Below are 24,703 nucleotides of genomic sequence, written 5' to 3'. Positions count from 1 at the left end.
CCTGCGTTCAGCCACTCAGAAGGTTTCCCAATCGCCGTCGGCTGCCGGGGCTGATACCGGCGCTGGCGCGGGCCTCGGTGCTGCCGCCTTGGCGGGCGAAGGCATTGCGGCGGCCGGCTTGACGGCAGGTTTCAATGCCGCTGCCGGTTTGGCTGCAGCAGGCTTTGCCACTGGCGATGGCTTGTAGGTTGCGGGCGTGGCCTTGGCCGCGGGCCTGGGAGCCGCTGCGGGCATGGGCTTGGGCGAATGAGCCGGCCGCGCCGCCGGGCTGCGAGCCGCCGATAGGCCCTGCTCATTGAGCTTGAATGCTGATACGGTCTGCGCGAGCTTGTCGGTCTGCTGGCGCATGCTTTCTGCCGCCGCGGCAGTCTGCTCCACCAGGGCCGCGTTCTGCTGCGTTGCCTGGTCCAGCTGGCTGACGGCCACGTTGATCTGGGCCACGCCATCGGACTGTTCGCGGCTGGACACCGTGATCTCACCCACCAGGTCGGTGACCTTGCGCACCTCGTTGACCAGTTGCTCGATGGTCTCGCGCGCACCATGGACCAGGGTGCTGCCGCTTTCGACCTTGGCCACGCTGTCGCCGATCAGGGTCTTGATCTCCTTGGCCGCTTCGGCCGAACGCTGGGCCAGTGAGCGCACCTCGCTGGCCACGACGGCGAAGCCACGGCCCTGCTCGCCGGCACGTGCCGCCTCCACCGCCGCGTTCAGCGCGAGGATGTTGGTCTGGAAGGCAATGCCGTCGATCACGCCGATGATGTCGCTGATCTTGCGGCTGGCGGCCGAGATCTCGTCCATCGTGGTCACCACCTTGCCCACGGCCTGGCCGCTGGACTGGGCGACTTCGGAGGCATGGTTGGCCAGCTGGTCGGCCTGGCGGGCGTTGTCGGCATTGCCCTTGATCTGGGCCGTCATCTGCTCGACCGAGGCGGCCGTCTCCTCCAGATTTGACGCCTGGTTTTCGGTGCGTGCCGACAGGTCGCCATTGCCTTGCGCGATCTCGGCCGCGGCCACATTGATCTGGCCACAGCCAATGCGCACATCCGACACCATGCGCGCCAGGCTGAGCGTCATTTCGTCCAGCGTGCTGAGCAGCTCGCCAAGCTCGTCGCGAGAGTCGGCCTGAACGCGCTGGCTCAGGTCGCCGCCGGCCACCAGCTTCACTGCCTTGATGGCCCGCGACACCGGCACCGTGATCGAGCGCGTGATCAGCCAGGCCGCAAAAATGCCGACCAGCAGTGCACCGCCGGCCATCAGCGCAAAGGTCCAGACCACCTTGCGATAGGCCATTTCGGCAGCTGCGGTCGTGTTGGCCGACAGCTTCTCGTTGTACTGCCACCATTTGGTAATCGTTTCGCGCAACGGATTGAAGGCCGCGCGCCCGGGACCAAAGGTCAGTGTCTTGGCCTGCGTGGCTTGACTTGGGTCGGCAGCCCCCTGGTCGGCGGCCTGCAGCACCTTGGCCTGCACCGCGAAGTAGGCTGCGCCCTGCTCCCCGACCTTTTGCATGAATCCCGTGTCCTCGGCATCCGCGGCCAGGGGCTCATAGACCTTCAGCTGCTTGCCCAGCTCGGCGCGCGCCTTCTCGATCCGCTCGGCAAGCGACTTGCGCTCGGCGACATCGTCGGTCAACAGGTACTGGCCTTCGAGGCGGCGCGCATCCGAGACGGTCTGCTCGATGCGATAGATGACCTTCAGGGAAGGCAGGATGTTCTCGGGGTAGTACTCGGCAAACGCATTGATCGCGCTGGTCTGCCTTGCGCCGACGCCGGCCATCGCCAGCAGCAGCACCAGGACCAGCCCGAAAGCCAGTGCCAGGCGCGTCCCAACGCGGAGGTTCTTGATGGTGTCCATGTCGGACCTTTCTTTTGCTGTTGTCTCCAGCGCTCAATGTAGGTACGCAGCACCGTGCCGGCAAGCGCTTTGACGCGTCTGGCAGGACATTGATCACGCCCGGTTCGTGCGTGTCAGCTCAGAACTTGAAGGCCAGACGCAGGCCACCCCAGTGGCGGCCGTTCACCGTGATTGGTGCGCTGGCCTCTTTCATGATCACGAACTTGCCGCCGCCCATGTCGCGCCGGTAGGTCTGCAGGAGGAACGGCTTCTCGTTGCGCGCCGATGCAAGGCCGGTGCGGTCGTTGAACACGCGGCGGTAGCGGCTGTTGGCGGTATTCCAGACCACATCGCCGGCGCGCTGGGGTTGGCAGTAGGCCCGGTTGTGGGTCGCGACGTAGCCGTTGCGGTCCACGGCGATGCAGAACACCACCTTGTCGCTGAGTTGCAGCATGCGCTCCTGCACCGCAGGAAACAACTGGTCGGCCAGATCGACGAAGCCGGTCAGTACCTGGGCCGGATTGCTGCCCGCAATCGGCCGGTAGTTGGTGTCGAAGAGCTGCTCGCTGCGGATGCGGCCCTCGCTCAGCGCCAGCTCCAGCAAGGATGCAATCTCGCCCGCAGCCTCCTGCGCGGCGCGGATGTAGGCCGAGTCTTCGACCTCGACACCGCTGTGCGCAATCTGCTCGATCAGCGTTTCCGAGACGCTCAGGAAGCGGTCGCTGCAGGCGAAGGCCACGTCCAGGTCCGACATCACGCGGCGGACTGCAAGGCCAGCGCTTTCGACGCGAGCGGCCAGTGCCTGCATCGTGGACTGGCTGGCCTGGGCCGATTGATCGATGGCGGCAACGTCCCCTTCCATTTCAGCGAACGAGGCATGAATGCCACCGCGCTGCTGGCCGGCATTGCCTTCGCTGCGCAGTTCGCGGCTGAAGGCCTCGATGCGGGTGTCCAGCGTTGTCACCGTGCTCATGATGGCCTTGGCCGAGGATTCGACCTGCGCCGCCAGGTCCTTCACCGCGTCAGCCACCACGCCGAAACCGCGCCCGGCCTCACCTGCACGCTTGGCCTCGACCGAGGCATTGAAGGCCACGAGCCGCGTCTGCAGGGCGATCTTGGTGATCTGGCTGGCCGCGTCTTCCACTTGCTTGAGGTTCTGCACGATGCCGCCGACCTCGCTGTCCAGACGGGTCAGTGCCTGGCGCGAACGCTCGACGGCCGCACGGGTCTGTTGGGTGGATTGGGTGATGGCAGCCTGCGAGCGCTGGACCTGGCCCAGCTCGCCGGCCAGCGCACTCATGGTTTCACCCTGCGCCTGCACATGCTTCTTGGTGTCTTCGATCACGCCGCGCACCTCGGCAGCGTCCCGACCCACGGTAGAGACCGTGCGCGAAAGCGTCTTGATGGTTTCCAGCGGGCTCACGCCAGCTGGCTCGGCCGGCGAATGACTCGACGGGCCCGTGAACGCGCTGCTGCGCTTGCTGAACATGCGTCTGTCTCCCCTGCGGCTCTGACGGCCGCAACCAGGGCAGGTTACCAGTCGCGCAACTTGACCCGCAAGCGGGCAATGGCCTGGCTGTGCAGCTGGCAGACACGCGACTCGGTGACCTTGAGCACCGCAGCGATCTCTTTCAGGTTCATGTCATGTTCGTAGTACATGGACATGACATAGCCCTCACGCTCGGGCAGGTTCGTGATCGCCAGCACCAGGGCCTCGCGCATGCGATGGTCCTGCAGCATGGCCATCGGATTGGCAGCCGGGTCGGCGACATGGCGGTCGAGGTAGTCGTTGTCGCCCTCGTCGCCCGACATGTCTTCCAGGTAGACGAGCTGGGTGCCCCGCACCTTGCCAAGCAACTCCTGGTAGTCCCCCAGGCTCAGGCCCATTTCCTTGGCGATTTCGCTTTCCTGCGGCGCTCGGCCGAGGCGCTGCTCCAGCTTGTGGACGGCGGATTCGATTTCGCGCTGCTGGCGGCGGGTGCCACGGCTCATCCAGTCGCCGCCGCGCAGCTCGTCGAGCATGGCGCCGCGGATGCGCTGGGTGGCAAAGGTTTCGAACTGCACTCCTTGCGCGGTGTCAAAGCGCGACAGCGCGTCGGTCAGGCCGATCAGGCCGACCTGGATCAAGTCATCGAGTTCCACATTGGCCGGCAGCTTGGCAATCATCTGATGGGCCAGGCGGCGCACCAGGGGGCTGTACTGCTTGAGCATCGCAGAGGTCTCAAGCCGACCTTTGGCGGTGTACATCGTTGTCTCCTGCGATTTCAGAGGGTCGCCACGGAGGCGCCCTGCGCGTGTCGGACAACGGGGCGCAATGGCGCGGCGTCTGCCGACACCTCAAGCATCGCTCCAGGCGGCGCCGCAATCAAGAGCTCGCGTGCGAGAAATCGCATTTCCGAGGACATTGGCACGCTGGCGGGCTGGCGCGGGTCCAGGCAGGCCCAGTCCCTGAGCACCGCGCCGAGAAAGCCGTCGGCGCAGGAACTGATCTGCTGGGCGATCCGGCCGGTCAGGCGCAATTGAGGCGGGCTGGCCAGCAGCAGGCTGTAAACCATCAGGCCGGCACGCTGGGCCAGCCATTTCATGCCGCTGTAGGCATGGGTGACCGAGCGCGGGTCGGTATCGGCCAGCAGCACTGGGCGCAGCTCGCGTGTGGCCACAACGCGGGCCAGCTCAGCGGCGCTGGCATGCAGCAGGACCACGTCGGCATGCGGGCAAGCGGCGGCCACCGCCTCGAGGAACTGCGCCGCAGAGCCCTGGGCGTTGATGTAGCGCATCGGCAAGCCGCGCGCTGACAGGTAGGAGACGTGATCCGACAGGCGCTCGACGCAGGCCGGCAAGTCGATGGCGGCCAGCTCGTTGGCCGGCGGCGAGAGTTCGCCGGCATCGACCACCAGTGTGTGCAGGCCAAGCTCGGCAAAAGCCGCGCACAGGCCTTCCAGCAGCGCGCCGGAACCGACCACATGCGGGTTGGACAGCACCGGCACGAAACGCACCCGCGAACTGGAGAAGAGCTTGCGCAGGCCATCAGCCTGGTCCAGCGGCGCGGAGTTGAAAGCCTGGCGGTCGCGCGTCATGGTCGAAGACCTCAAAAGCTGCCCATCGGTTGGGCGTGGACGTTCGGATTCGCAGCGGCGGGCAGCGCGGGGCCGCCGGCGAAGATCAGGTTGACGTCAGAGGCGTCCATGCGCCAGGCCGGCGCCGACACGGCACGCAGCGCACGCTGCACCAAGGCCGGGCTGGAGAGGCGATGCCAGTCTTCGGGCACGCGCTGGCCGTTGGTCACGCCAATCACCTTGAGCTTGTGGCGGATCATGATGTCCAGGGCCGGTGCCAGGCGCACCGCCTCGTCGATCTTGGACAGCACGATGCCGTGGGCCTGCGTGGCACGCCAGGCGCTGACCACGTCGTCGATGGTTTCGCCCTGCTGGGCGGCATTGACGACCAGCAGCTTGCGGATGCTGCGGTGCGCCAGCATGTCCAGCAGCTCGGCGGTGCGGGTGTCGCGCTGCGCCATGCCAGCCGTGTCGATCAGGACCATCTTCTTGCTGGACAGCAGTTCCAGCAGGTCTTCCAGCGAAGCGCGGTCATGCGCCGTGTGCACCGGCACGCCGAGGATGCGGCCATAGGCGCGCAACTGCTCGTGGGCGCCAACCCGGTAGGCGTCGAGCGTGATCAGGCCCAGGTTCGCTGCGCCGAAGCGGGTAGCGAAGGCAGCGGCGATCTTGGCCGTGGTCGTGGTCTTGCCCACGCCGGTGGAGCCGATCAGGGCGAACACCCCGCCCTGCTCTTCCAGCGCCGGCGAATGCTCGTCGGTATGCAGATTGCGAGACAGCACATTGGCCGCCCAGGCGGTTTCATCCGGGCTGTGATGGTCGGAAGGCATGCCTTCGACCAGCTTGCGCACCAGGGCCGGCGAAAAGCCGACTTCCAGCAGCTTTTGCGTCAGCTGAGCCTGGGCCGGCTGGCGCTGCAGTTTCTCCATGAAAGCCAGGGCGCCGAAGCGCTCCTCGATCAGGCCCTTCATCGAGCGCAGCTCATTCATCATGTCCTGCTGGTCGCGACGACCGCGGCCGGCATCGCGCTCGGCCAGCGTCGGGACGGCCGGCGCGTCGATGCGGATCTCGTCGCGCAGCACCGGCGGCGTGATGCGGCGCGGTGCAGGTTCGGGCGCGGGTGCAGGCGCCTGGCGCGGCTGCATCGCCTTCAAGGCGGCCTCGGCACGCTGGCGGCGGGCGGCTTGCAGGGAAGTGACGTCGTCCGGCAGCTCGGGCGCGGCTCGGGCGGCCGGCGGTGCTTGCAGGATCGGGTCGGGCTGACCGGTCAGTTCGGCCTGGCGGCGCTTGAGCATGCGCTCGCGCACATAGTCCTGGAAAGACAGAGTACTCATCGCCAGGGTCTGCACGTCTTCGCCGACATCTGTGGCGCTGTTGGCGAAGCCCGGCTCGGTACGGGCACGCAGCGAAGAGCGGCCGGAGCTCATATCGGCAGGGCGGGCCTGCACGCGGCTCGGCGCGCGCGGCTCGGCGCGCGGCGCGGAGGCAGCCGCCTTCTCGATCTGCGCCATGCCTTCGGGCGCCATGGCCAGCACCTCGACGCCAGCGGCGCAAGGCTTGTTGGACAGGACCACCGCATCGTCGCCAAAGGCCTGGCGGACCAGGGAGAGTGCCTCGCGCGAGGTGCGGGCGGTAAAGCGCTTCACATTCATGTTGTGCCTCCGATGATGGAGCCGATGCGGATCGTGTGCGTTTCAGGAATTTCGCTGTGACCCAGCACCTTCAGGCGCGGCGCGGCACGGCGCAGCAGCCGGGCCATTGGCGCGCGAATCAGGTCGGGCACCAACAGGCAGGCGGGCACGCCGCGCTCTTCCTGACTGGACATGGTGTCGGCGGCGCTGCGCGCCAGCGTGTCGGCCACGCCAGGATCGAGCGCTGCGCCATGCGGGGAATTCAAGGCTTGGGTGACCAGGCGTTCCAGCTCGGGTTCCAGCGCGATCACGTCGAGCTCCTTCACGGGGCCGTAGATCTGCTGGACGATGGCCGGCGAGATATGGACGCGGATGCGGCGTGCCAGTTCGATCGGGTCGTTGGTCATCGGCGCGTTCTCGGCGATGGCCTCGACGATGGAACGCATGTCGCGGATGTGCACGCCCTCTTCCAGCAGCAGCTGGAGAATTCTTTGCAGTGTGGCGATGCCGACCATCTTGGGAATCACGTCTTCGATCAACTGGGGGGCTTGCTTGGTCAGGTGCTCCACCAGGGCCTGGGTCTCGGTGCGACCCAGCAGCTTGGCGGCATGCACTTGCATCAAGTGTGAAAGATGGGTGGCAATCACGGTCGAACAATCAACGACCGTAAATCCGGCCATTTGGGCCATTTCCCGCTGGCGCTCCTCGATCCACACGGCCGGCAGTCCGAAGGCCGGGTCGGTGGTCTGGGTGCCGATCAGCTTCTGCGTCGCATGGCCCGGGTTGATCGCCAGGAACATGCCCGGGAATGCCTCGGCCTCGCCGACCACGGCGCCGCGCAGGGACAAACGGTACTGGCTGGGGCGCAGCTCCAGGTTGTCACGAATGTGGACCGAGGGCGGCAGGAAGCCGACCTCCTGGGCAAACTTGCGGCGCACGCCCTTGATGCGCGAAAGCAGGTCGCCTTCGCGAGTCTTGTCGACCAGCTGGATCAGGCGATAGCCCACTTCCAGGCCCAGCACGTCGACCGGCACCAGGTCGTCCCAGCTCGCTTCATTGGCGGGGTCGGCAACGGCTGCCGCCGTGGCGCCCGAGCGCGCGGCCTCGGCCGCAGTGGCTTCGAGATCCTGCTGCTTGCGACGCAGCCACCAGGCCAGGTAGCCGATGCCCGAGGCGATCATCAGGAAGACCACATGCGGCATGCCCGGGATCAGGCCCAGCGCGCCGATCACGCCCGACGTGATCGCCATGGCCTTGGCTGAGCCGAAGACCTGCTTGCCGATCTGGCTGCCGATGTCCTTGTCCTTGCCGACGCGCGACACCACCATGGCGGCCGAGACCGAGATCAGGAGCGCCGGCACCTGCGCGACCAGCGCGTCACCCACGGCCAGCAGGATGTAGCTGTCGGCCGCCTGGCCGGCGGAGAGGCCATGCTGGGCCACGCCGATGATGAAGCCGCCGACGATATTGATCACCAGGATCAGGATGCCGGCCACCGCGTCACCACGCACGAACTTGCTGGCACCGTCCATGGAGCCGAAGAAGTCAGCTTCATCGCCCAGTTCGGCACGGCGACGTTTGGCTTCCTTCTCGTCGATCAGGCCGGCGTTCAGGTCGGCGTCCACAGCCATCTGCTTGCCAGGCATCGCATCGAGAGTGAAGCGCGCACCGACTTCGGCGATCCGCTCGGCACCCTTGGTGACCACGATGAAGTTGATCACCACCAGGATGGCAAAGACGATCAGGCCGACGGCGAAGTTGCCGCCGATCAGGAAGTGACCAAAGGACTCGATCACCTTGCCCGCGGCGCCGGTACCGGTATGTCCTTCCAGCAGGACCACACGGGTGGAAGCCACGTTGAGCGACAGGCGCATCAAGGTGGTCAGGAGCAGCACAGTCGGGAAGGCGGCGAAGTCCAGCGGCCGGATCATGTGCGAGGCCACCATCATCACCATGATGGCCATCGCGATATTGAAGGTGAACAGCAGGTCCAGCGCGAAGGGCGGCAGCGGCAGCACCATCATCGACAGCACCAGAAGCACGGCGATCGGCGCACCCAGGGCCTGGAGGATGCCAGCGCGCGGGCCCAGCATTTCTTGCAGTCGCTGCATCAGCGGGTTCATTGCTCATCCTCCTCGGACTGCGCGCGCGCGGGCTTGTTGTGCGGGTCGAGCTCGGCGGGCACCGGCGGCTGCGGCTGCACCGGCATGTTTGCGCGGCCAGCCAGGGCGGCACGCAGCTGATAGACGTAGGCCAGCACCTGAGCCACGGCGGCGAACAGCGCGGCCGGGATTTCGCGGTCCACCTCGGCGTGGGCATAGAGGGCGCGGGCCAGCACCGGCGACTGCAGCACCGGCACTTTTGCGTCCTTGGCCAGGTCGCGGATCTTCATCGCCAGGAGGTCGGCGCCCTTGGCCACGACAAAGGGCGCACCCATCTTGCTTTCGTCGTACTTCAGGGCGACCGCATAGTGGGTCGGGTTCATCACGACCAGGTCGGCCGTGGGCACGGCCGCCAGCATGCGGCGCTTGGCCATCTCGCGCATGCGGGCGCGGATCTTGGACTTGATCTCGACGTTGCCCTCGACCTCCTTCATTTCCTGCTTGGCCTCTTCGCGAGAACATCTTCAGGCGCTTGAGATAGAGGTGGCGCTGCAGCGGCACGTCGATGATGGCGAACAGCGCGAGCGCCAGGCCCAGCATCGCCAGGCCCGACATCAGTTGCTGGCCGGCATAGGCCAGCGCCGCCGGGAGCGGCACCGACATGATGCCCACGAAGGCCGCCATGCGGTTCTTCAGGACCAGCGCGCCTATCGTGGCGAGCACCAGGGCCAGGAGCACCGCCTTCATGGCCTGGCCCATGCCCTGCCACTGGAACAGGCGGCCAAACCCGGTGAGCGGATCGAGATTGGAAAACTTCGGCGTCAGCGGCTTGAACGTCATGTTCCAGCCGCCGGAGGCGATATTGCTGGCCACGGCCACCAGGGTCATCAGCAGGCCCATGGGCAGCACGAACATCATCAGCCGGCCGGTCATCTCGGAGAGCCGCTCGCCCATGCTGGTCGGGCTGGCAAGCAATTGGGCATCAAAACGCAGGCCGTCGCGCAGCAGTTGCTGCGTCCAGTCGCTCAGCATCGGCCCGGCCGCGGAGAGCATGGCGCCCGCAGCCAGCAGCATGGCGAAATGCGGCAAGTCGCGGGAACGCGGCAGCTGGCCTTCGGCCCGAGATCTCTCGATCTTCTTGGCTGAGGCGGGTAAGTTGCGGTCCTGTGCGTCTTGGTCGGCCATGAGGGGATGGGGCGCTGGGGAAGCGCCGTCCCGTCATTGTTGGACGCGAGCGGTCAGAACTTAAGCCGGATAAGGCCCGGAAATTGGGCTGTCATTCCGGCCTGTATTCGTGACAAAGGGCTGCGGCCTCACGGCTGCAGCCCTTCCTGGTGCCTGGCGGCTTGCTTAGAAGCCCAGGCTGGCGAGCAGGTCGTCGACCTCGCCCTGGTTGGTCACCACATCGGTGCGGCCTTCGGCATTGACGACCGGGCCCTGCAGGATGGTCGGATCGACCTTTTCACGCTGATCCGGCGGCACCACCTGCACCAGCAGCTTCACGAGGCTGTCTTCCAGGTCGTTGGCCAGGGTCACGACCTTGGCCACCACCTGGCCAGTCAGGTCATGGAAATCCTGGGCCATCATGATGTCCGTCAGGTGCTGATCGATATGACTGGTGGAAGCCTCGACCTGCTTGACGAAATTGAACACGGCGCCCGTGGCCACGGCCTTGACCGGGTCGGCCATGATGGCTTGCGCCATCTCGGTGGTGGCGGCCGAGATGCGGGCATGCTCGGCCTTCGCCTGGTCGACCGAGTTCAGCACCTTGTTGGCGGCTTCGGCGGTCTTGGTGGCGATATAGGTGAGGCGGCTGCGGGCGTCGGGCAGGCCATCCGTCGCAGTTTGCAGCTTGGGCATCACGCCCAGCTGTTGCATGGTGTCGTGCAGCACCCGGGTGATGGTGCCCAGCTGCTGGAACACCTCCGGAGACACCATCAGCGCTTCGGCACTGCTGCCGAGTTTTTCGAATTGATCGGCTTGTTGCATGGTGGCCTCGTCTTTCTCAAGCCGCGGCGGCCAGCTTCTGCATGATCTTCTGAACCTTTTCCTCGAGCGTCGCCTTGGTGAAAGGCTTGACGATGTAGCCGGCGGCGCCGCTCTGGGCGGCCAGCACGATGTCTTCCTTGCGGGCTTCGGCGGTCACCATCAACACCGGCAGGTGCTTCAGGTTCGGATCTTCCTTGATCGCCTTGAGCAGCTCGAAGCCGGTCATGTTCGGCATGTTGATGTCGCTGACCACGAAGTCGTACTTCGACTGCTTGAGCATGTTCAGCGCTTCGACGCCGTCTTCGGCTTCTTCGCAGTTGTTGTAGCCGATCTCCTTCAGGAGGCCACGCACGATGCGGCGCATGGTGGAGAAGTCGTCAACGACCAAGAATCTCATTTCAGTGCTCATGGCATTCCTCGCATTGCATCGGTGCCCTATCTGGGCGTGGGCGCCGAACTGGAGGAATCATTTTCACTCGCTTGTCCAGGCGCCGGGGCAGTTTCGTCGTCGATATCGGGAAGATTTTTCAAAACCGCGTCTTCTGCATCACGGTTCATCACGATGATACTGATCCGCCGGTTGGCCGGGCCCTTGGGGTCCTTGGTGTCCAGCAGCTTGCTGGAAGCGAGCCCCTGCACCCGCAGCATGCGCTCTTCGCTCAGGCCGCCCGCCACCATCTCGCGGCGCGAAGCATTGGCCCGGTCGGCCGAGAGCTCCCAATTGCTGTAGCCCTTGTCGCCCGCCGGGAATGGTGTGGCGTCGGTGTGCCCCTCGATGGTCAGCCGGTTGGGCACCTCGGTCAGCACATTGCCCAGTTCTCGCAGCAGCTCACGCATATAGGGTTTCACCACGGCGCTGCCGCTGTCGAACATGGGCCGGTTGTTCTCGTCGACGATCTGGATGCGCAGACCTTCCTTGGTCATGTCCAGCCGAATCTGCCCGCCCAGCGCCGAAAACCGAGGGTTATCCTTTAGCACCTCCTCGACCTTGCTCTTGAGCTCCTGCAGCCGCGTGCGCTCGGCACGGCGCTGCTCTTCCTTCAATGCGCGCAGATTGAAGGAAGAGCGCTTGGATTCGACGTCGCCTTCCTTGACCTGGCCGGACTGCCGGGTCAGGTCCTTGCCGCCGCCCTTGATCACGTGCGAGGCATCACCTGACCCCGAGCCGCCGGCCATGGCCACCTTCAGCGGCGACTGGAAGTAGTCGGCAATCCCCTTCTTGTCGCCTTCGGTGGTGGAGCCAAGCAGCCACATCAGCAGGAAGAAAGCCATCATGGCGGTCACGAAGTCGGCATAGGCGATCTTCCAGGCGCCGCCATGGGCGGCATGGCCGCCCTTCTTCACCCGCTTGATGATGATGGGTTGGAGCTTCTTGGCGTCACCAGCCATGTTTCAACTGTCCTTCCGTATTCCGTCGTCCGCTGGGCCGCCCCAAGGACGACGACTGCGAAGCATTGCGGGTCACTGCCCGCGAGGCTTCGCGCCCCCTCGGGGGGCCAACTGCGTACCCGCAGGCGAGGGGCTCACTATTTCTTCTTCACGTGAGCTTCGAGCTCGGCAAAGGTCGGGCGCTCTGTGGAATAGAGCACCTTGCGGCCGAACTCGATCGCAACCTGCGGGGCATAGCCTTGCATCGAGGCCAGCAGCGTGGTCTTGATGCACTGCAGCTCCTTGCCATCTTCGTCGACCTTGGATTCCAGCAGGCCGGCCAGCGGCTCGGCAAAGGCATAGGCCAGGAGAATGCCGAGGAAGGTACCGACCAGGGCCGAGCCGATCATGCCGCCCAGCACGGCCGGCGGCTGACCCACCGAGCCCATGGTGTTCACCACACCCAGCACGGCGGCCACGATGCCGAAGGCCGGCAGGCCGCCGGCCAGGCGCTGGATGGCCTGCACCGCCATGAAGGCCTCGTGGTGGTGGGTGTCAATCTCGTTGTCCATCAAGGATTCGATCTCATGGGCGTTCAGATTGCCGGAGACCATCATGCGCAGGTAGTCGGTGATGAACTCGGTGACATGATGGTCATGGCCCACCACCGGGTACTTCTGGAACAGCGGCGAGCTGTGCGGGTCTTCGACGTCCTTTTCAATCGACATCAGGCCTTCCTTGCGGGCCTTCTGCAGGATGTCGTAGAGCAGCGCCAGCAGCTCCATGTAGCGAGCCTTGGTGTACTTGCCGCCCTTGAAGCAGGTACCGAGGCCTTTCATGGTGGCCTTCATCACCTTGGGCGGATTGGTGGCCAGCATGCCGCCAATGGCTGCGCCGAAGATGGTGGTCATCTCGAAGGGCAGTGCATGCAGGATCACGGCGATGTTGCCTCCGTGGGCGATGTACACCCCGAAGATGCAGGCCATCGCGACCAGCCAACCGATGATTACGAACATTTGTGATTCAGGCTGTGTTGAGCTTCAGACGCGCCGCTCCCTTGAAGATGCGGCGCCGGCTTAGCGTTCATTTCGGCGCAATGCTTCATGACTTGAGTGTCGAGGGTCGCGCTGCGCCCCCATCCTCTCATCATTGCCTGATTTTGGGTCCAACTAGATGCGATAGACCCACAGTCGCCGCCCGTGATCAAGGTCAATCCTTGCATCGGGCTGGCGCTCGGCCACTTCAAAGTCCAGGCTGACCAGCCAGCTGCCGGGTGCCAGTTCGGCATGGGCCTTGTCCCAGGCCTGCGCCATGGACTCGGGCCGCTGGAACAGATAGACAAGCCGATAGGGACGCCAGTCCAGCGCCCACATATCGCCCTGGTGCACGTGAGCCCAAGGGCAGCGCAGACGACTGAGGAAGGCCAGGAGATGGCTCCACTCGACGCCCTCGACCCGGGCCTGCGGGTAGGCGCGGCGCAACGCCCGCAGGCCTGCGCCGAGGCCGCAGCCGGCGTCCAGGACCTTGTCATCCGCTTGGAGCGTGATTTGCTGGCTCAACTCATCCAGTGCACCCACAGGCGTCGGGAACAGCGGCGCGTCGCGCCAGCTGCGTTGCGGGTAGGCCAGCAGCAGCAAGCCCAGCGGCAGCAGCCAGGCCCAGGCCGGCAACAGGCCCTGGGCAGACACCAGCAGCGAAAGCGGAAAGCCCGCCGCGATGATCACGCGTCGCCAGCGCCGTGCATGTGGCCAGGCCAGTGCCAGGCCAAGCAGGCTGGCGGCAGCGAGGGCCAGCAGCAGCCCCTGCGACAGGAGCAGCCGGTACAAGAACCAGCAGGCCGCCCAGCTTGCAAGGGCGGCCAGCGGCCAGATCAGGGTGGAAGCCAAGGCTTCGAATCGTCGCTGTCAGTGCATCTGGATGGCGCCACTGGCGCGACCCTTGCCTGCGCGTGCGGGCGGGTTGCACAAGCCGCACACATAGTGGCGTGCCACCTCGTGCGGATGCGTCACAAACTGCCCTGCGCACTTGCTGCACCTGGTCATCGTCAGCATGCCGTTGTCCACGAACTTCACCAGGCGCCAGGCGCGGGTGACAGACAGCAGCTCTTCCAGTTGCTGAGCCCGTGTCTGCTCCTGATAGAGCTGGTAGGCCTTGATCACCGTGTCGATCTCATCCATCTCAGCCACCTTGTTCAGGTACTCGTGGATGTTCAGGAAAAGGCTGGCGTGGATATTGGGCTGCCAGGTCATGAACCAGTCGGTCGAGAACGGCAGCTGGCCCTTGGACGGGCTCTTGCCCGAGACTTCCTTGTACAGGCGCAAGAGGCGCTCATAGCTCAGGTCGGTCTCCGACTCCAGCACTTGCAGCCGCGCGCCCAGGTTGATCAGCGTCACCGCACGTTCGATCTGGCGGGCTTCGGTCAGGATGCTCTTTTGACGCATAGGACTATCTCTCTTCGTATTTGCGGGGCCAGCGCCGGGCCGCTCCCAAGCGGCCCCGCCGAGGCAGCCCATCGGGCTGCACCCCCTCGGGGGGTGGTCACGCGTACCCGCGTGACCGGGGGCTCACGGTTCAGGCGGCTTCGGAATGGCGGCCGGCCATCAGGATCGAAGCATGGAGACGGGAAACTTGATCGTTCGCTGCCGTCTTGCCGTGGCTGGTCAACAAGCCCCACACCAGGTCGTCATCCATGCGGAAGCGGCACAGCAAGGTGTTGCCGCTGGCAATCTTCATGACCTGTGCCGGCGACAGCGTCGCGATCAGCGTGGCCGTCTCTTCAGACACGCCCAGTCGGTACAGCGCCTGTTCGCGGTCGGCACGGATCAGGTTCTGAGCCAGCATCAGGTAATTCAGATTCGCTTCGCGGATCTCGGCAAGGATTTGGTCGGCATTCATGGGGCGGCTCCGTGGGGGTGTCTGGTTCCCATTGTGATGAGCCGAACTGGACCTACAAATCGGTCCAAATCTGCCCGCGCTGTCTCTCTTGCGGGCCGATCCTGTCAGTGCAATTCCTACAGGAACGTCCAGAAAGTCACGCTCTACTGCGGCCGCTCCAGGGCGTAGGCCAGCCGCAGCTGCCGAGCCTCCTCGTCGCGGCCGGTGCCCTCGAACAGCAAAGCCAGGTTGTGTGCGGCGAGATGGCTGCCCCGCCCTGCCACGGCGCCAGGCAGCTCCGGGTGCTCGCCCAGCTCCAGGCAACGCAGCCAGGCCTGTTCGATCATCGGAATCAGACCGGGGGCCTGCTCGGGCGCATCGGCCGCGCAGTCGAGCAGCACATCGCCCAGCACGAAGAAGAAGTCCGGTGATTCGCCGCAGCGCTGCAATTGCAGCTCGGCCAGGTTCATCGCCTCGTCATGACGCTTGAGTTTTTTCAGCGCGAACAGGTGGCGTGCCATCAGGTCGGGCCACCAGCCCTGTTCTTGCGCCCCCGCCTGCTCTGCGGCTCGCGCAAACGCGGCGGCGGCGGCTTCGTACTCTTCATAGACATCGGCATCCTTGCCGAGCTGGTAACTCAGGTAAGCGTCGTCAGGCGCTGCGGCCAGGGCCTGCTCCAGCAAGCGCCGGTTGCGGCCACGCTTGGCGGCGAGCCGCTCGGGCAGATAGCCGTCATGGCCGATGCGTATGGGCACGGGACGCACAGGCAATTCATGCTGCGGCTGTTCATGGATGGCGCCGGCATAGCGCACAGCGCCTGGCAGGACGCGGCTCAAGCGGCCCTGCGAGGCGCGCAGCTCGCCATCGAAGAACTGGTCTTCCAGGGCGATGCTGCCAATGAAGTCCGGCTTCATGTGGCGCAAGGCTTGAAGCGCCTCGCCACCGTCGATAAGCCATTCGTCGGCGTCGAGCACCAGATGCCAGTCGGCGTTCGCCAACGCCAGCGCGCGGTTGCGGGCCGCCGAGAAATCATTGACCCAGGTGAAATGCTCGACCCGTGCGCCGCAAGCCGCGGCCAAGGCCGGCGTGTCATCGACCGAGCCGGTGTCCAGCACCAGCATCCGGTCGACCCAGGGCGCCACGCTACGCAAAAGCCGCTCGATGTGAGCGGCTTCGTCACGAGCGATGACGACCAGGCAGGTGCTGGACATCAGGGACTGCATCTCTTCAGTGCATCTGGATGGCGCCACTGGCGCGACCCTTGCCTGCGCGTGCGGGCGGGTTGCACAAGCCGCACACATAGTGGCGTGCCACCTCGTGCGGATGCGTCACAAACTGCCCTGCGCACTTGCTGCACCTGGTCATCGTCAGCATGCCGTTGTCCACGAACTTCACCAGGCGCCAGGCGCGGGTGACAGACAGCAGCTCTTCCAGTTGCTGAGCCCGTGTCTGCTCCTGATAGAGCTGGTAGGCCTTGATCACCGTGTCGATCTCATCCATCTCAGCCACCTTGTTCAGGTACTCGTGGATGTTCAGGAAAAGGCTGGCGTGGATATTGGGCTGCCAGGTCATGAACCAGTCGGTCGAGAACGGCAGCTGGCCCTTGGACGGGCTCTTGCCCGAGACTTCCTTGTACAGGCGCAAGAGGCGCTCATAGCTCAGGTCGGTCTCCGACTCCAGCACTTGCAGCCGCGCGCCCAGGTTGATCAGCGTCACCGCACGTTCGATCTGGCGGGCTTCGGTCAGGATGCTCTTTTGACGCATAGGACTATCTCTCTTCGTATTTGCGGGGCCAGCGCCGGGCCGCTCCCAAGCGGCCCCGCCGAGGCAGCCCATCGGGCTGCACCCCCTCGGGGGGTGGTCACGCGTACCCGCGTGACCGGGGGCTCACGGTTCAGGCGGCTTCGGAATGGCGGCCGGCCATCAGGATCGAAGCATGGAGACGGGAAACTTGATCGTTCGCTGCCGTCTTGCCGTGGCTGGTCAACAAGCCCCACACCAGGTCGTCATCCATGCGGAAGCGGCACAGCAAGGTGTTGCCGCTGGCAATCTTCATGACCTGTGCCGGCGACAGCGTCGCGATCAGCGTGGCCGTCTCTTCAGACACGCCCAGTCGGTACAGCGCCTGTTCGCGGTCGGCACGGATCAGGTTCTGAGCCAGCATCAGGTAATTCAGATTCGCTTCGCGGATCTCGGCAAGGATTTGGTCGGCATTCATGGGGCGGCTCCGTGGGGGTGTCTGGTTCCCATTGTGGTGAGCCGAACTGGGCCCTCAAATCAGCCCAAATCTGCCTGAGCTGTCTCCGCCCGGCCGCGCCGCTTGTCAGGCAAGTTCCTACAAGCGTGTCGAGGATGTCACGAATCGACCGGGTCGTCGGGAAGGCCGCCGAAGTCGGCGCGCAGCATGCGGACCTTGTTTCGCTCATGCGGCGTGGTCTCGACCTTGCGTAGCACCACGCGCATGAAGGCGGCGCTTGGCTGCTCGCAGGCCTGGATGTTGTCGTCCAGCCAGGTGAACTCGATCAAGTCAAAGCGGTGCTCGAACCAGCCGAGGTACCAGAACCAGTCGCAGTAATAGCGCCAGCTGTTCTCGTTCATGGCCCTCACATGCGTCGGGTCCTGCCAGGCGCTGCTGGCACGCTCATAAGGAACTTCGATCTCGATCTCGCCACCGAGGCACAAGAGCTTGAGCAGATTGCCCATCAGGGCCGGCAGGTCGGGCACATGCTCCAGCACATTGTTGGCATAGATCAGTTCGATCTGGCCGGCAGCGAGCTGCAGCTCGCCGGCCAGCGGACTCCGCGCCCGCAGAGGCAGCTCCAGCGGCCGCGCCAGGTCCAGCACCAGGTCGGGCTGGGCCGATTCCAGAATATCCAGGTTCAGCCAGCCGGTCTTGTAATCCTTGCCGGAGCCGAGATTGAGCCAGGTGGGCTGCCAGACCTCGACGTTTCGCTCGGGCAGCGCCTTCTGCAGATGCTGCAGGGCCTGGGCATAGCTGGCCTGGGGATCCGCGGACTTGAAGCGCTGCAAGTGGTCGCGGCTGCGCTTGAAAAACTCAGCGCTGCCGAAATCCTGGGTGAAGAACTCGGCCATGGTCTCTTCATTGACCCAATGCACAGCATCTTCGAACGCGGCATGCGGCCGAGTCTCGGGGCCACGCTCGGCAATCACCGGCGTGCCGAGCGACAGGCAATGCGCAACCCGCGTCTGCTCGAAGCGGCTGCTGGCATAGAAGTGGGCATTGAAGACGGCTTTGGACAGGCGGATGTAGTCATCACGCTCCGGGCCATACAGCGGCGCATCAAACTGCGCCACGTTGACGCCGGCCGCCTCGATCTGCGCCAGCATGCGTGAGCGACGTTCGTTCAGCACGCCGAAGAACAGCAAGTCGATCGGGCGCTGCTCCAGTGGCACGGCTTCTGCAACGGCCAGGTATGGCGAGTACAGCAGCGGCAACAAGGGCGCCTGGTCTTGACCATAAGCGGCACGGTTGTCGGCGTCGTAGTCCAGTACGCAGGACTGGCGCAGCAGCTCGATGTAGTCGGCGCTCACGGCCGCCCCACCCTCGCCCAGTTGCTCCAGGTTCAGGAAGGCACACCGGTAGCGCCGGCACAACTCGGCGTCGAAGCCCAGGTGGGCGCCGAAGACGATATTGATCGCATCCTGGCGCAGCCGGTTCTTGGCCAGGCTGACCTCAGCGCCCAGGCGCCGGAACTGGTAGCGCAGGTAGCGCGCCTGGTCCAGAAAGCCCAGCGCGTGGATGTCACCTGCCGATTGCAGGATGCACAAATGAAGCGGGGTCACCGCGGGCCCGGCTTCGTGAGCGCTCAGGGGGCCGGACGGTGGCTGTTGCCAGCGGCAAGCTGGTTCAGCATGGCTTTCACTGCGGCCGGCAGCGGTGCGGGCGTGGCAGCCTCCAGGCGCTCCAGCTCGGTCTGGACCAGCACCAGCAGCTCGGGCGCCTCGGCCACCAGGCTTTGCAGCGCCTCACCCTGGGTCAGGCGGCGCATCACGTCGCGCGCTTCACCCAGTTGGCCGAGGCCCGACAGGGCGAAAGCCAGCGAATACAGGCTCGGGCCATGGTCGGGCGCAATGGCCAGCGCGCTGCGGGCATGCGAAGCGGCATGCGTCAGTTCACCGGCGCTGAGCAGCAGGGCTGCCATGTCGCTGAGCAGGTCATGGCTTTGCGGCTCATGCTGCAGTGCAGCCTGAAGCAGGTCCAGCCCGTGTCCCAGGCGGCCCTGACTCGCTTCAGCGAAGGCGGCGTTGCGGGCGGCCGCCAGCAACATCGCTGCTTCCTCACTGATTTCATCGCGACCTTGACGGCCGGCTGCGTTCTCACATGCTTGCATGGAAGTCTCCAAAAGTTGATCGGGGCCTCTCGCCGAACAAGATTCCAATGCATGCGCGGTGCGCGCGTATCGGCCACGATGGGGAGAACTTTAGGCAGCCCCCTGCCGTTCATTCGTGAGAAAAGCACCCATTCGCCCCCTGCTTATCAAAGCCTGTCCCTGCGCGCCCCTGCCGAAAACCATTCATGGCGGCGCGGTCCGGAGTTCCCTGGACCGCGAGCCTGTTTCAGCTACTCAATAGACGAACTCGCAACAGGACTGACAAAGACGCAGCAGGCAAGAGCTCCCCACCCCTCAAGCGCCCCACCCTGCCGGATCTGATGACGGCAATCTCGCTTCAGCACCCCGCTACAGGTGCATCCCACGGTGAAGCGAAGAACTGGCAGGAATGCACGGCGCTTATCGATTGATCGGCCTATTGACAAACAGCGCTCAAGTTCAGCGCTGGCTTGTCCGATACCCATTCCAACGGGTCTGGAAACAGACACGTGGTCCGGTAGAGAAGGCTCTGTTGGTCGGGTATCCGCAAGGATGCTGGATTGGTGAACTTGTCTGCTGGGCGGTATGGACATCGTTGGCCGGAAGGCCAGGGGTAGCCATGTCACGGGAGCCCGCAAGGGCGCTCGGTTCACGTCGGCCTTGTTCCGTGGGGGTACAGGCCACTGGTCCTAGCCATTCGTCTATGTAGCTGAAACAGGAGCAAATCATGCCCGCCGTCATCAATACCAACATCAATTCGCTGAATTCACAGCGAAACATCAACAACTCGCAGGCGGCGGTCTCCGTCGCCATGCAGCGCCTGTCCTCGGGTCTGCGCGTCAATTCCTCCAAGGACGACGCCGCCGGCCTGGCCATCGCCGAACGCATGAGCACCCAGGTGCGCGGCATGAACGTGGCGATGCGCAATGCCAACGACGGCATTTCGCTGGCGCAAACCGCTGAAGGCGCGCTGGCCAAGGTCGGCGACAACCTGCAGCGCATGCGTGAGCTGGCTGTGCAAGGCCGCAACGCCACCAACACCACGGCCGACCTCGGTTCGCTGGGCAAGGAATTCAAGGAACTGTCCAACGAAATCCTGCGCGTCACCGGCGGCACGACCTTCAACGGCCGCGCCATCCTGGCCGGCGACTCCGGCACGCAGACCTTCCAGATCGGCGCCAACACCACGGCCAATGACCGCGTGGACGTCGCCACCAAGAACATGAACACCGATGGCACCATCACGGCAGTCACCGGCGCCACGTTCGACGACACCATCGTCCAGGCCGACCTGGATACCATCATCGACGACATCGACACCGCGCTGGACACGGTCAACTCCGAACGCGCCGTGCTCGGCGCCTCGCAGAACCGCTTCGATGCCGTGATCTCGAACCTGCAGATCTCGGTGGAGAACCAGACGGCTGCCCGCAGCCGCATCATGGACGCCGACTTCGCTGCCGAAACTGCCAACCTGAGCCGCGCGCAGATTCTGCAGCAGGCCGGTACGGCAATGATCGCCCAGGCGAATCAGATGCCTCAGAACGTCCTGTCGCTTCTTCGATGACCCTGGGCCAGCCTCGCTGGCCCTGACCACGGCCGATGTCACTACGGAAGTAGTCACTCCGCCAGCCCAAGCACCCTGAGAACGCCGCCCGGCAAAAAATTGCCGGGCCGGCGTCGCCATGCAAGAAAGGATTTAAGTAGATCGAGGTGTCGTCGATAACACATCCAACGGGTCCGAAATGTTTGAGGACTGCGTTGTCCGGTCAGCCGGCCGATGGACATATTGGCTTGCCCTCAAGGCATTCCTTATTGAAGTTAGGCAGGACGCGGACGGTAGGAGGCCAGGCGCAAGCCATGGTCGTACCGGCAAGGCTTCTTCCCTGTGGAGACGGCCGAGTTATCGAACCGCAAGAAGGCTACCCGAGTACCGGACAAGTACCCGAAACCTTAGACACCGAAAGGATTGAAAATGCCTGCGATCATCAATACCAACCTGGCTTCGCTGAACGCTCAGCGCAATCAGGCTTCTTCTCAGCTCTCGATGGCCACATCGATGCAGCGCCTGTCTTCCGGCATGCGCGTCAACTCCGCCAAGGACGACGCCGCCGGCCTCGCGATTGCAGAGCGAATGAACACCCAGGTTCGCGGCATGACCGTCGCGATCCGCAATGCCAACGACGGCATTTCGCTGGCCCAGACGGCTGAAGGCGCGCTCTCCAAAGTGGGCGACGCACTGCAGCGCATGCGTGAACTGGCCGTGCAGGGCCGCAACGCGACCAACACCACCACCGACATCGGCTCACTGGGCAAGGAATTCGCCGAACTCTCCAAGGAAATCGTCCGCGTCACCGGCGGCACGACCTTCAACGGCAAGGCGATCCTGGCCGCCGACTCCGGCACGCAGACCTTCCAGATTGGCGCCAACACGACAGCCAACGACCGCGTCGACGTGGTCACCCGGGATATGACGGCTGACGCCACGATCACGGCGGTCACCGGCGCAACGTTCGACGACACCACGGTGGGCACCGACCTGGACACCATCATCCAGAACATCGACCTGGCACTGGACACCACCAACTCCGAGCGCGCCGTGCTGGGTGCCTCGCAGAACCGCTTTGACGCGGTGATCTCCAACCTGCAGATCTCGGTGGAAAACCAGACCGCCGCCCGCAGCCGCATCATGGATGCGGACTTCGCCTCGGAAACCGCCAACCTGAGCCGCGCGCAGATCCTGCAGCAAGCCGGTACGGCCATGATTTCGCAGGCCAACCAGCAACCGCAGCAAGTGCTGCGTCTGCTGCAGTAAGGCGCGGCAGGGGTCGCGCGCGTCGCACGCGATCCAGCTAGCAAAAGCGCAGGAAGTGTTGGGCACCGACCTCAAGGTCGGGGCCTGACGCTTCCTTTTTGGCCGTGATTTAGGCGCTTGATCGGGCTTTTGAAAAATTTGAGCACTCGCAGAATTCAGTCATCGGGTAGGTGGAATCCTGCCTCCCGGCCTGAATTTGCAGGAGTGCTGAAATGCCCCAGACCATTAACACGAACATTGCCTCGATCAACGCGCAGCGGAACCTGAACAACTCTCAGGGCTCCCTGGCCGTGGCGATGCAGCGCCTGTCATCCGGCATGCGCGTCAATTCGGCCAAGGATGACGCGGCCGGCTTGGCGATTGCCGAGCGGATGAACGCCCAGGTGCGCGGCATGAACGTGGCGATCCGCAATGCCAACGACGGCATCTCGCTGGCGCAGACGGCTGAAGGCGCGCTGGCCAAGGTCAGCGATACCTTGCAGCGGATGCGCGAACTGGCGGTGCAGGCACGCAATGCCACCAACACAAGCGCGGACCGCAAGAGCCTGGGCAAGGAATACCAGGAACTGGCCAAGGAAATCCAGCGCGTGATCGCCGGCACCACCTTCAACGGCAAGACCATTCTGGGTGCGGACGCGGCAACACCGCAGACCTTCCAGGTCGGCCCGAACACCTCGGTCAACGACACCATCGACGTGACGACGGTCGACCTGACGGTCGATCCGACCATCATCGCGATCACCGACCCGACGATCTCGACCATCGACGACACCTCCGACCCGACGACGCTGGGCGCCGTGATCGACGCGATCGACCTGGCGATCAACACGGCCAGCGAGCAGCGAGCGGCACTGGGTGCGACGCAGAACCGCTTCGAGGCCGTGATCTCGAACCTGATGATCTCGGTCGAGAACCAGAGCGCGGCACGCAGCCGCATCATGGACGCCGACTACGCGGCTGAAACCTCGGCCCTCTCCCGCTCGCAGATCCTGCAGCAGGCTGGCAATGCCATGGTGGCCCAGGCCAACCAGTTGCCTCAGCAAGTGCTTTCGCTGCTGCGCAACGGCTGATCGCCCGCAGCAATCGCGCCCTTTGCGGCAAACTGACGGGCCGGCCAAAAACCGGCCTAAAGTTTTTTCAGGACTGGTCGATAAAAGCCTCAACACCGGCAACCGCCCGGGGTCCTGGCACCTGCCATGCCCTCGAGACGCTGGAGAACTCTCATGGCAACCATCACATCAGCAGGCATAGGCAGCGGCCTGGACATCGAATCCCTGATCACCAAGCTGGTGGCAGCCGAGCGCGCGCCCATTACCCAGCTGGCGACCCGCACAGACACCTTAAAGACCCAGCTGTCGGTGTATGGCAAGCTGCAAAGCGCCTTCTCGACGCTGCGCGACTCGGCACTCAAACTGTCTCGTCCAGAAACCTGGCAGGCCAGCCTGGCCTCTTCCACTGACTCGACCAGCGTGGCCGTCACGGCCGGCTCCAGCACCACCTCCGGCAAGTTCGCCGTCTCCGTTTCCAAGCTGGCGGCCTCGCAGACCTTGTCCAGCAAGGTGCTGCCATCAGCGCCCGCCACCATTGGCAACGGCAACATCACCATCGAGCTGGGCAGCTGGAACAGCGACCAGACTGAGTTCACCACCAAGGCGGGCAGCACTGCGGTCACGATCGAGATCGCCCCGGGCGAAGACCAACTGACCCAGATCCGCGACAAGATCAATGCGGCCAAGGCCGGCGTGGTTGCCTCGGTGGTGACAGACGCTTCGGGCTCGCGCCTGGTGATGCGCTCCAGCGAAACCGGCCAGACCAATGCCTTCCGCATCAGCGTGGGCGATGCCGATGGCATCAATGGCGACGATTCCGGGCTGTCGGCACTGGCCTACGACCCCAGCGTTGGTGTCAGCTCGATGGCGCTGAACCTGGCCGCGGCCAACGCGATGGCGGTGCTCAACGGCGTGGCGGTCGAGTCCGAAAGCAACACGATGAAGGACGCCATCGACGGCCTCAACATCACGCTGCTCAAGCCCACCACGGCCGATGTGACGCTGAGCGTCGACCAGGACAAGGACGGCATCAAGAAGGCGATCAACGAATTCGTCACCAACTACAACGCCGCGGTCACGATGCTGCGCGACCAGACCAAGTACGACGCCAGCAACAAGACTGCCGGAACGCTGCAGGGCGACTCGACCGCAACCAGCTTGCAGAACCAGTTGCGCGGCCTCGCCGGCAGCGGCACCACGCTTGGCGGCAGCGGCCTGGGCCGCTTTTCCGACCTGGGTCTGGACCCGGGGTCGGACGGCCTGATCAAGGTCAACGACACCAAGCTGACGAAGGCGTTGGCCAATCTGGACCAGGTCAAGGGCTTTTTTGCCGGCGTGGATACGACCGATGCCAGCAACAGCGGCCTGGCCGTGCGCTTCCGCACGCTGACCGACAAGCTGCTGAGCACCGACGGCAGCCTGACCAGCCGCCAGGCCGGCTTGCAAACCCGCATCAACAACAACGGCAAGCAGGCCGACAAGATGGAAGACCGGGTCAGCCTGACCGAAGCGCGGCTGCGCGCACGTTATACAGCGCTGGACACGCAGATGAGCAAGCTGACCAGCCTGTCCAACTATGTGACGCAGCAGATGGCACTGCTCAACAAGAGCAGCTGAGTCCGCCTGAAGCTTCGAGGCCGCGCCGTGCCAACTCC

Annotated in this window: 23 protein-coding genes and 1 pseudogene; 4 read left to right on the top strand and 20 right to left on the bottom strand. The window is 64.6% G+C overall.

Translation table 11 applies throughout. The features are described from left to right. Positions 1–15: 15 nt before the first annotated feature. The 20 genes and pseudogenes from ABT392_RS04925 to ABT392_RS04830 all read right to left on the bottom strand — a co-directional run bounded on the left by ABT392_RS04925 (position 16) and on the right by ABT392_RS04830 (position 19,205). Positions 16–1,854 (bottom strand): methyl-accepting chemotaxis protein, encoded by a 1,839-nt coding sequence (locus ABT392_RS04925; protein WP_334277334.1) that lies wholly within the window; start codon positions 1,852–1,854, stop codon positions 16–18. Between the two features lie 118 nt (positions 1,855–1,972). Beyond that, positions 1,973–3,322 (bottom strand): methyl-accepting chemotaxis protein, encoded by a 1,350-nt coding sequence (locus tag ABT392_RS04920; protein ID WP_395386446.1) that lies wholly within the window; start codon positions 3,320–3,322, stop codon positions 1,973–1,975. A gap of 44 nt (positions 3,323–3,366) precedes the next feature. Continuing rightward, positions 3,367–4,080, bottom strand: a complete 714-nt coding sequence (locus ABT392_RS04915; RefSeq protein ID WP_395386447.1) for an RNA polymerase sigma factor FliA — start codon at positions 4,078–4,080, stop codon at positions 3,367–3,369. Between the two features lie 17 nt (positions 4,081–4,097). Further along, positions 4,098–4,910 (bottom strand): flagellar biosynthesis protein, encoded by an 813-nt coding sequence (locus ABT392_RS04910; RefSeq protein WP_334277337.1) that lies wholly within the window; start codon positions 4,908–4,910, stop codon positions 4,098–4,100. A gap of 11 nt (positions 4,911–4,921) precedes the next feature. Further along, the gene (flhF, locus tag ABT392_RS04905; protein ID WP_334277338.1) at positions 4,922–6,541 is read right to left on the bottom strand and encodes a flagellar biosynthesis protein FlhF; all 1,620 of its coding nucleotides are present in this window, start codon (positions 6,539–6,541) and stop codon (positions 4,922–4,924) included. Next, positions 6,538–8,643, bottom strand: a complete 2,106-nt coding sequence (gene flhA, locus ABT392_RS04900; protein ID WP_334277339.1) for a flagellar biosynthesis protein FlhA — start codon at positions 8,641–8,643, stop codon at positions 6,538–6,540. The genes flhF and flhA overlap by 4 nt, the downstream gene beginning before the upstream one ends. Further along, positions 8,640–9,116 carry an EscU/YscU/HrcU family type III secretion system export apparatus switch protein gene (locus tag ABT392_RS04895; RefSeq protein WP_464970919.1) on the bottom strand — a complete coding sequence of 159 codons (477 nt, stop codon included), beginning with the start codon at positions 9,114–9,116 and terminating at the stop codon, positions 8,640–8,642. Before ABT392_RS04895 ends, flhA begins: the two co-directional genes overlap by 4 nt. A gap of 91 nt (positions 9,117–9,207) precedes the next feature. Continuing rightward, positions 9,208–9,807, bottom strand: a pseudogene (locus tag ABT392_RS04890) (EscU/YscU/HrcU family type III secretion system export apparatus switch protein); the annotation flags it as partial. Between the two features lie 165 nt (positions 9,808–9,972). After that, positions 9,973–10,611 (bottom strand): protein phosphatase CheZ, encoded by a 639-nt coding sequence (locus tag ABT392_RS04885; protein ID WP_334277341.1) that lies wholly within the window; start codon positions 10,609–10,611, stop codon positions 9,973–9,975. A 16-nt stretch (positions 10,612–10,627) separates the two neighbouring features. Continuing rightward, positions 10,628–11,020, bottom strand: coding sequence for a chemotaxis response regulator CheY (gene cheY / locus ABT392_RS04880; RefSeq protein ID WP_334277342.1), 393 nt, complete (start codon positions 11,018–11,020; stop codon positions 10,628–10,630). A gap of 26 nt (positions 11,021–11,046) precedes the next feature. Next, complete coding sequence (gene motB / locus ABT392_RS04875) at positions 11,047–12,000, bottom strand: flagellar motor protein MotB (RefSeq protein ID WP_334277343.1); 954 nt, start codon at positions 11,998–12,000, stop codon at positions 11,047–11,049. Positions 12,001–12,137: 137 nt separating this feature from the next. Continuing rightward, positions 12,138–12,995, bottom strand: a complete 858-nt coding sequence (gene motA / locus ABT392_RS04870; RefSeq protein WP_334277344.1) for a flagellar motor stator protein MotA — start codon at positions 12,993–12,995, stop codon at positions 12,138–12,140. Positions 12,996–13,148: 153 nt separating this feature from the next. Next, positions 13,149–13,865, bottom strand: coding sequence for a class I SAM-dependent methyltransferase (locus ABT392_RS04865; protein ID WP_395386448.1), 717 nt, complete (start codon positions 13,863–13,865; stop codon positions 13,149–13,151). A gap of 18 nt (positions 13,866–13,883) precedes the next feature. Then, on the bottom strand, positions 13,884–14,420 hold the full coding sequence (gene flhC / locus ABT392_RS04860; RefSeq protein WP_395386449.1) for a flagellar transcriptional regulator FlhC: 537 nt from the start codon (positions 14,418–14,420) through the stop codon (positions 13,884–13,886). 130 nt (positions 14,421–14,550) lie between these two features. After that, positions 14,551–14,874 carry a flagellar transcriptional regulator FlhD gene (gene flhD, locus ABT392_RS04855; protein ID WP_334279886.1) on the bottom strand — a complete coding sequence of 108 codons (324 nt, stop codon included), beginning with the start codon at positions 14,872–14,874 and terminating at the stop codon, positions 14,551–14,553. A 143-nt stretch (positions 14,875–15,017) separates the two neighbouring features. Further along, positions 15,018–16,064: a glycosyltransferase gene (locus ABT392_RS04850; RefSeq protein WP_395386450.1), complete on the bottom strand. Its 1,047-nt coding sequence runs from the start codon at positions 16,062–16,064 to the stop codon at positions 15,018–15,020. A gap of 16 nt (positions 16,065–16,080) precedes the next feature. After that, positions 16,081–16,617 carry a flagellar transcriptional regulator FlhC gene (gene flhC, locus ABT392_RS04845; RefSeq protein WP_395386449.1) on the bottom strand — a complete coding sequence of 179 codons (537 nt, stop codon included), beginning with the start codon at positions 16,615–16,617 and terminating at the stop codon, positions 16,081–16,083. Between the two features lie 130 nt (positions 16,618–16,747). Continuing rightward, a complete protein-coding gene (gene flhD, locus ABT392_RS04840) occupies positions 16,748–17,071 on the bottom strand; it encodes a flagellar transcriptional regulator FlhD (RefSeq protein WP_334279886.1) in 324 nt (107 codons plus the stop codon). Between the two features lie 137 nt (positions 17,072–17,208). Next, entirely contained in the window at positions 17,209–18,657 is a 1,449-nt protein-coding gene (locus ABT392_RS04835) for a methyltransferase domain-containing protein (protein WP_395386451.1), read from the bottom strand. A gap of 23 nt (positions 18,658–18,680) precedes the next feature. Beyond that, positions 18,681–19,205, bottom strand: coding sequence for a tetratricopeptide repeat protein (locus tag ABT392_RS04830; RefSeq protein ID WP_334279884.1), 525 nt, complete (start codon positions 19,203–19,205; stop codon positions 18,681–18,683). A gap of 706 nt (positions 19,206–19,911) precedes the next feature. Between ABT392_RS04830 and ABT392_RS04825 the strand changes: the two genes are divergently transcribed. The 4 genes from ABT392_RS04825 (at position 19,912) to fliD (ending at position 24,665) form a co-directional block, all read left to right on the top strand. Further along, on the top strand, positions 19,912–20,751 hold the full coding sequence (locus ABT392_RS04825; RefSeq protein WP_334279883.1) for a flagellin N-terminal helical domain-containing protein: 840 nt from the start codon (positions 19,912–19,914) through the stop codon (positions 20,749–20,751). A 408-nt stretch (positions 20,752–21,159) separates the two neighbouring features. Beyond that, positions 21,160–21,999, top strand: a complete 840-nt coding sequence (locus ABT392_RS04820) for a flagellin N-terminal helical domain-containing protein (RefSeq protein WP_334279882.1) — start codon at positions 21,160–21,162, stop codon at positions 21,997–21,999. 212 nt (positions 22,000–22,211) lie between these two features. Continuing rightward, a complete protein-coding gene (locus ABT392_RS04815; RefSeq protein WP_334279881.1) occupies positions 22,212–23,069 on the top strand; it encodes a flagellin N-terminal helical domain-containing protein in 858 nt (285 codons plus the stop codon). A 153-nt stretch (positions 23,070–23,222) separates the two neighbouring features. Next, positions 23,223–24,665 (top strand): flagellar filament capping protein FliD, encoded by a 1,443-nt coding sequence (gene fliD, locus ABT392_RS04810; RefSeq protein WP_334279880.1) that lies wholly within the window; start codon positions 23,223–23,225, stop codon positions 24,663–24,665. Positions 24,666–24,703 lie beyond the last annotated feature (38 nt).

This window comes from Paucibacter sp. JuS9 (assembly GCF_044043925.2).
GTDB lineage: Bacteria > Pseudomonadota > Gammaproteobacteria > Burkholderiales > Burkholderiaceae_C > JAUASW01.
Note: the sequence above shows the minus strand (reverse complement) of the source record. Positions and strands in the feature narration are given on the sequence as shown.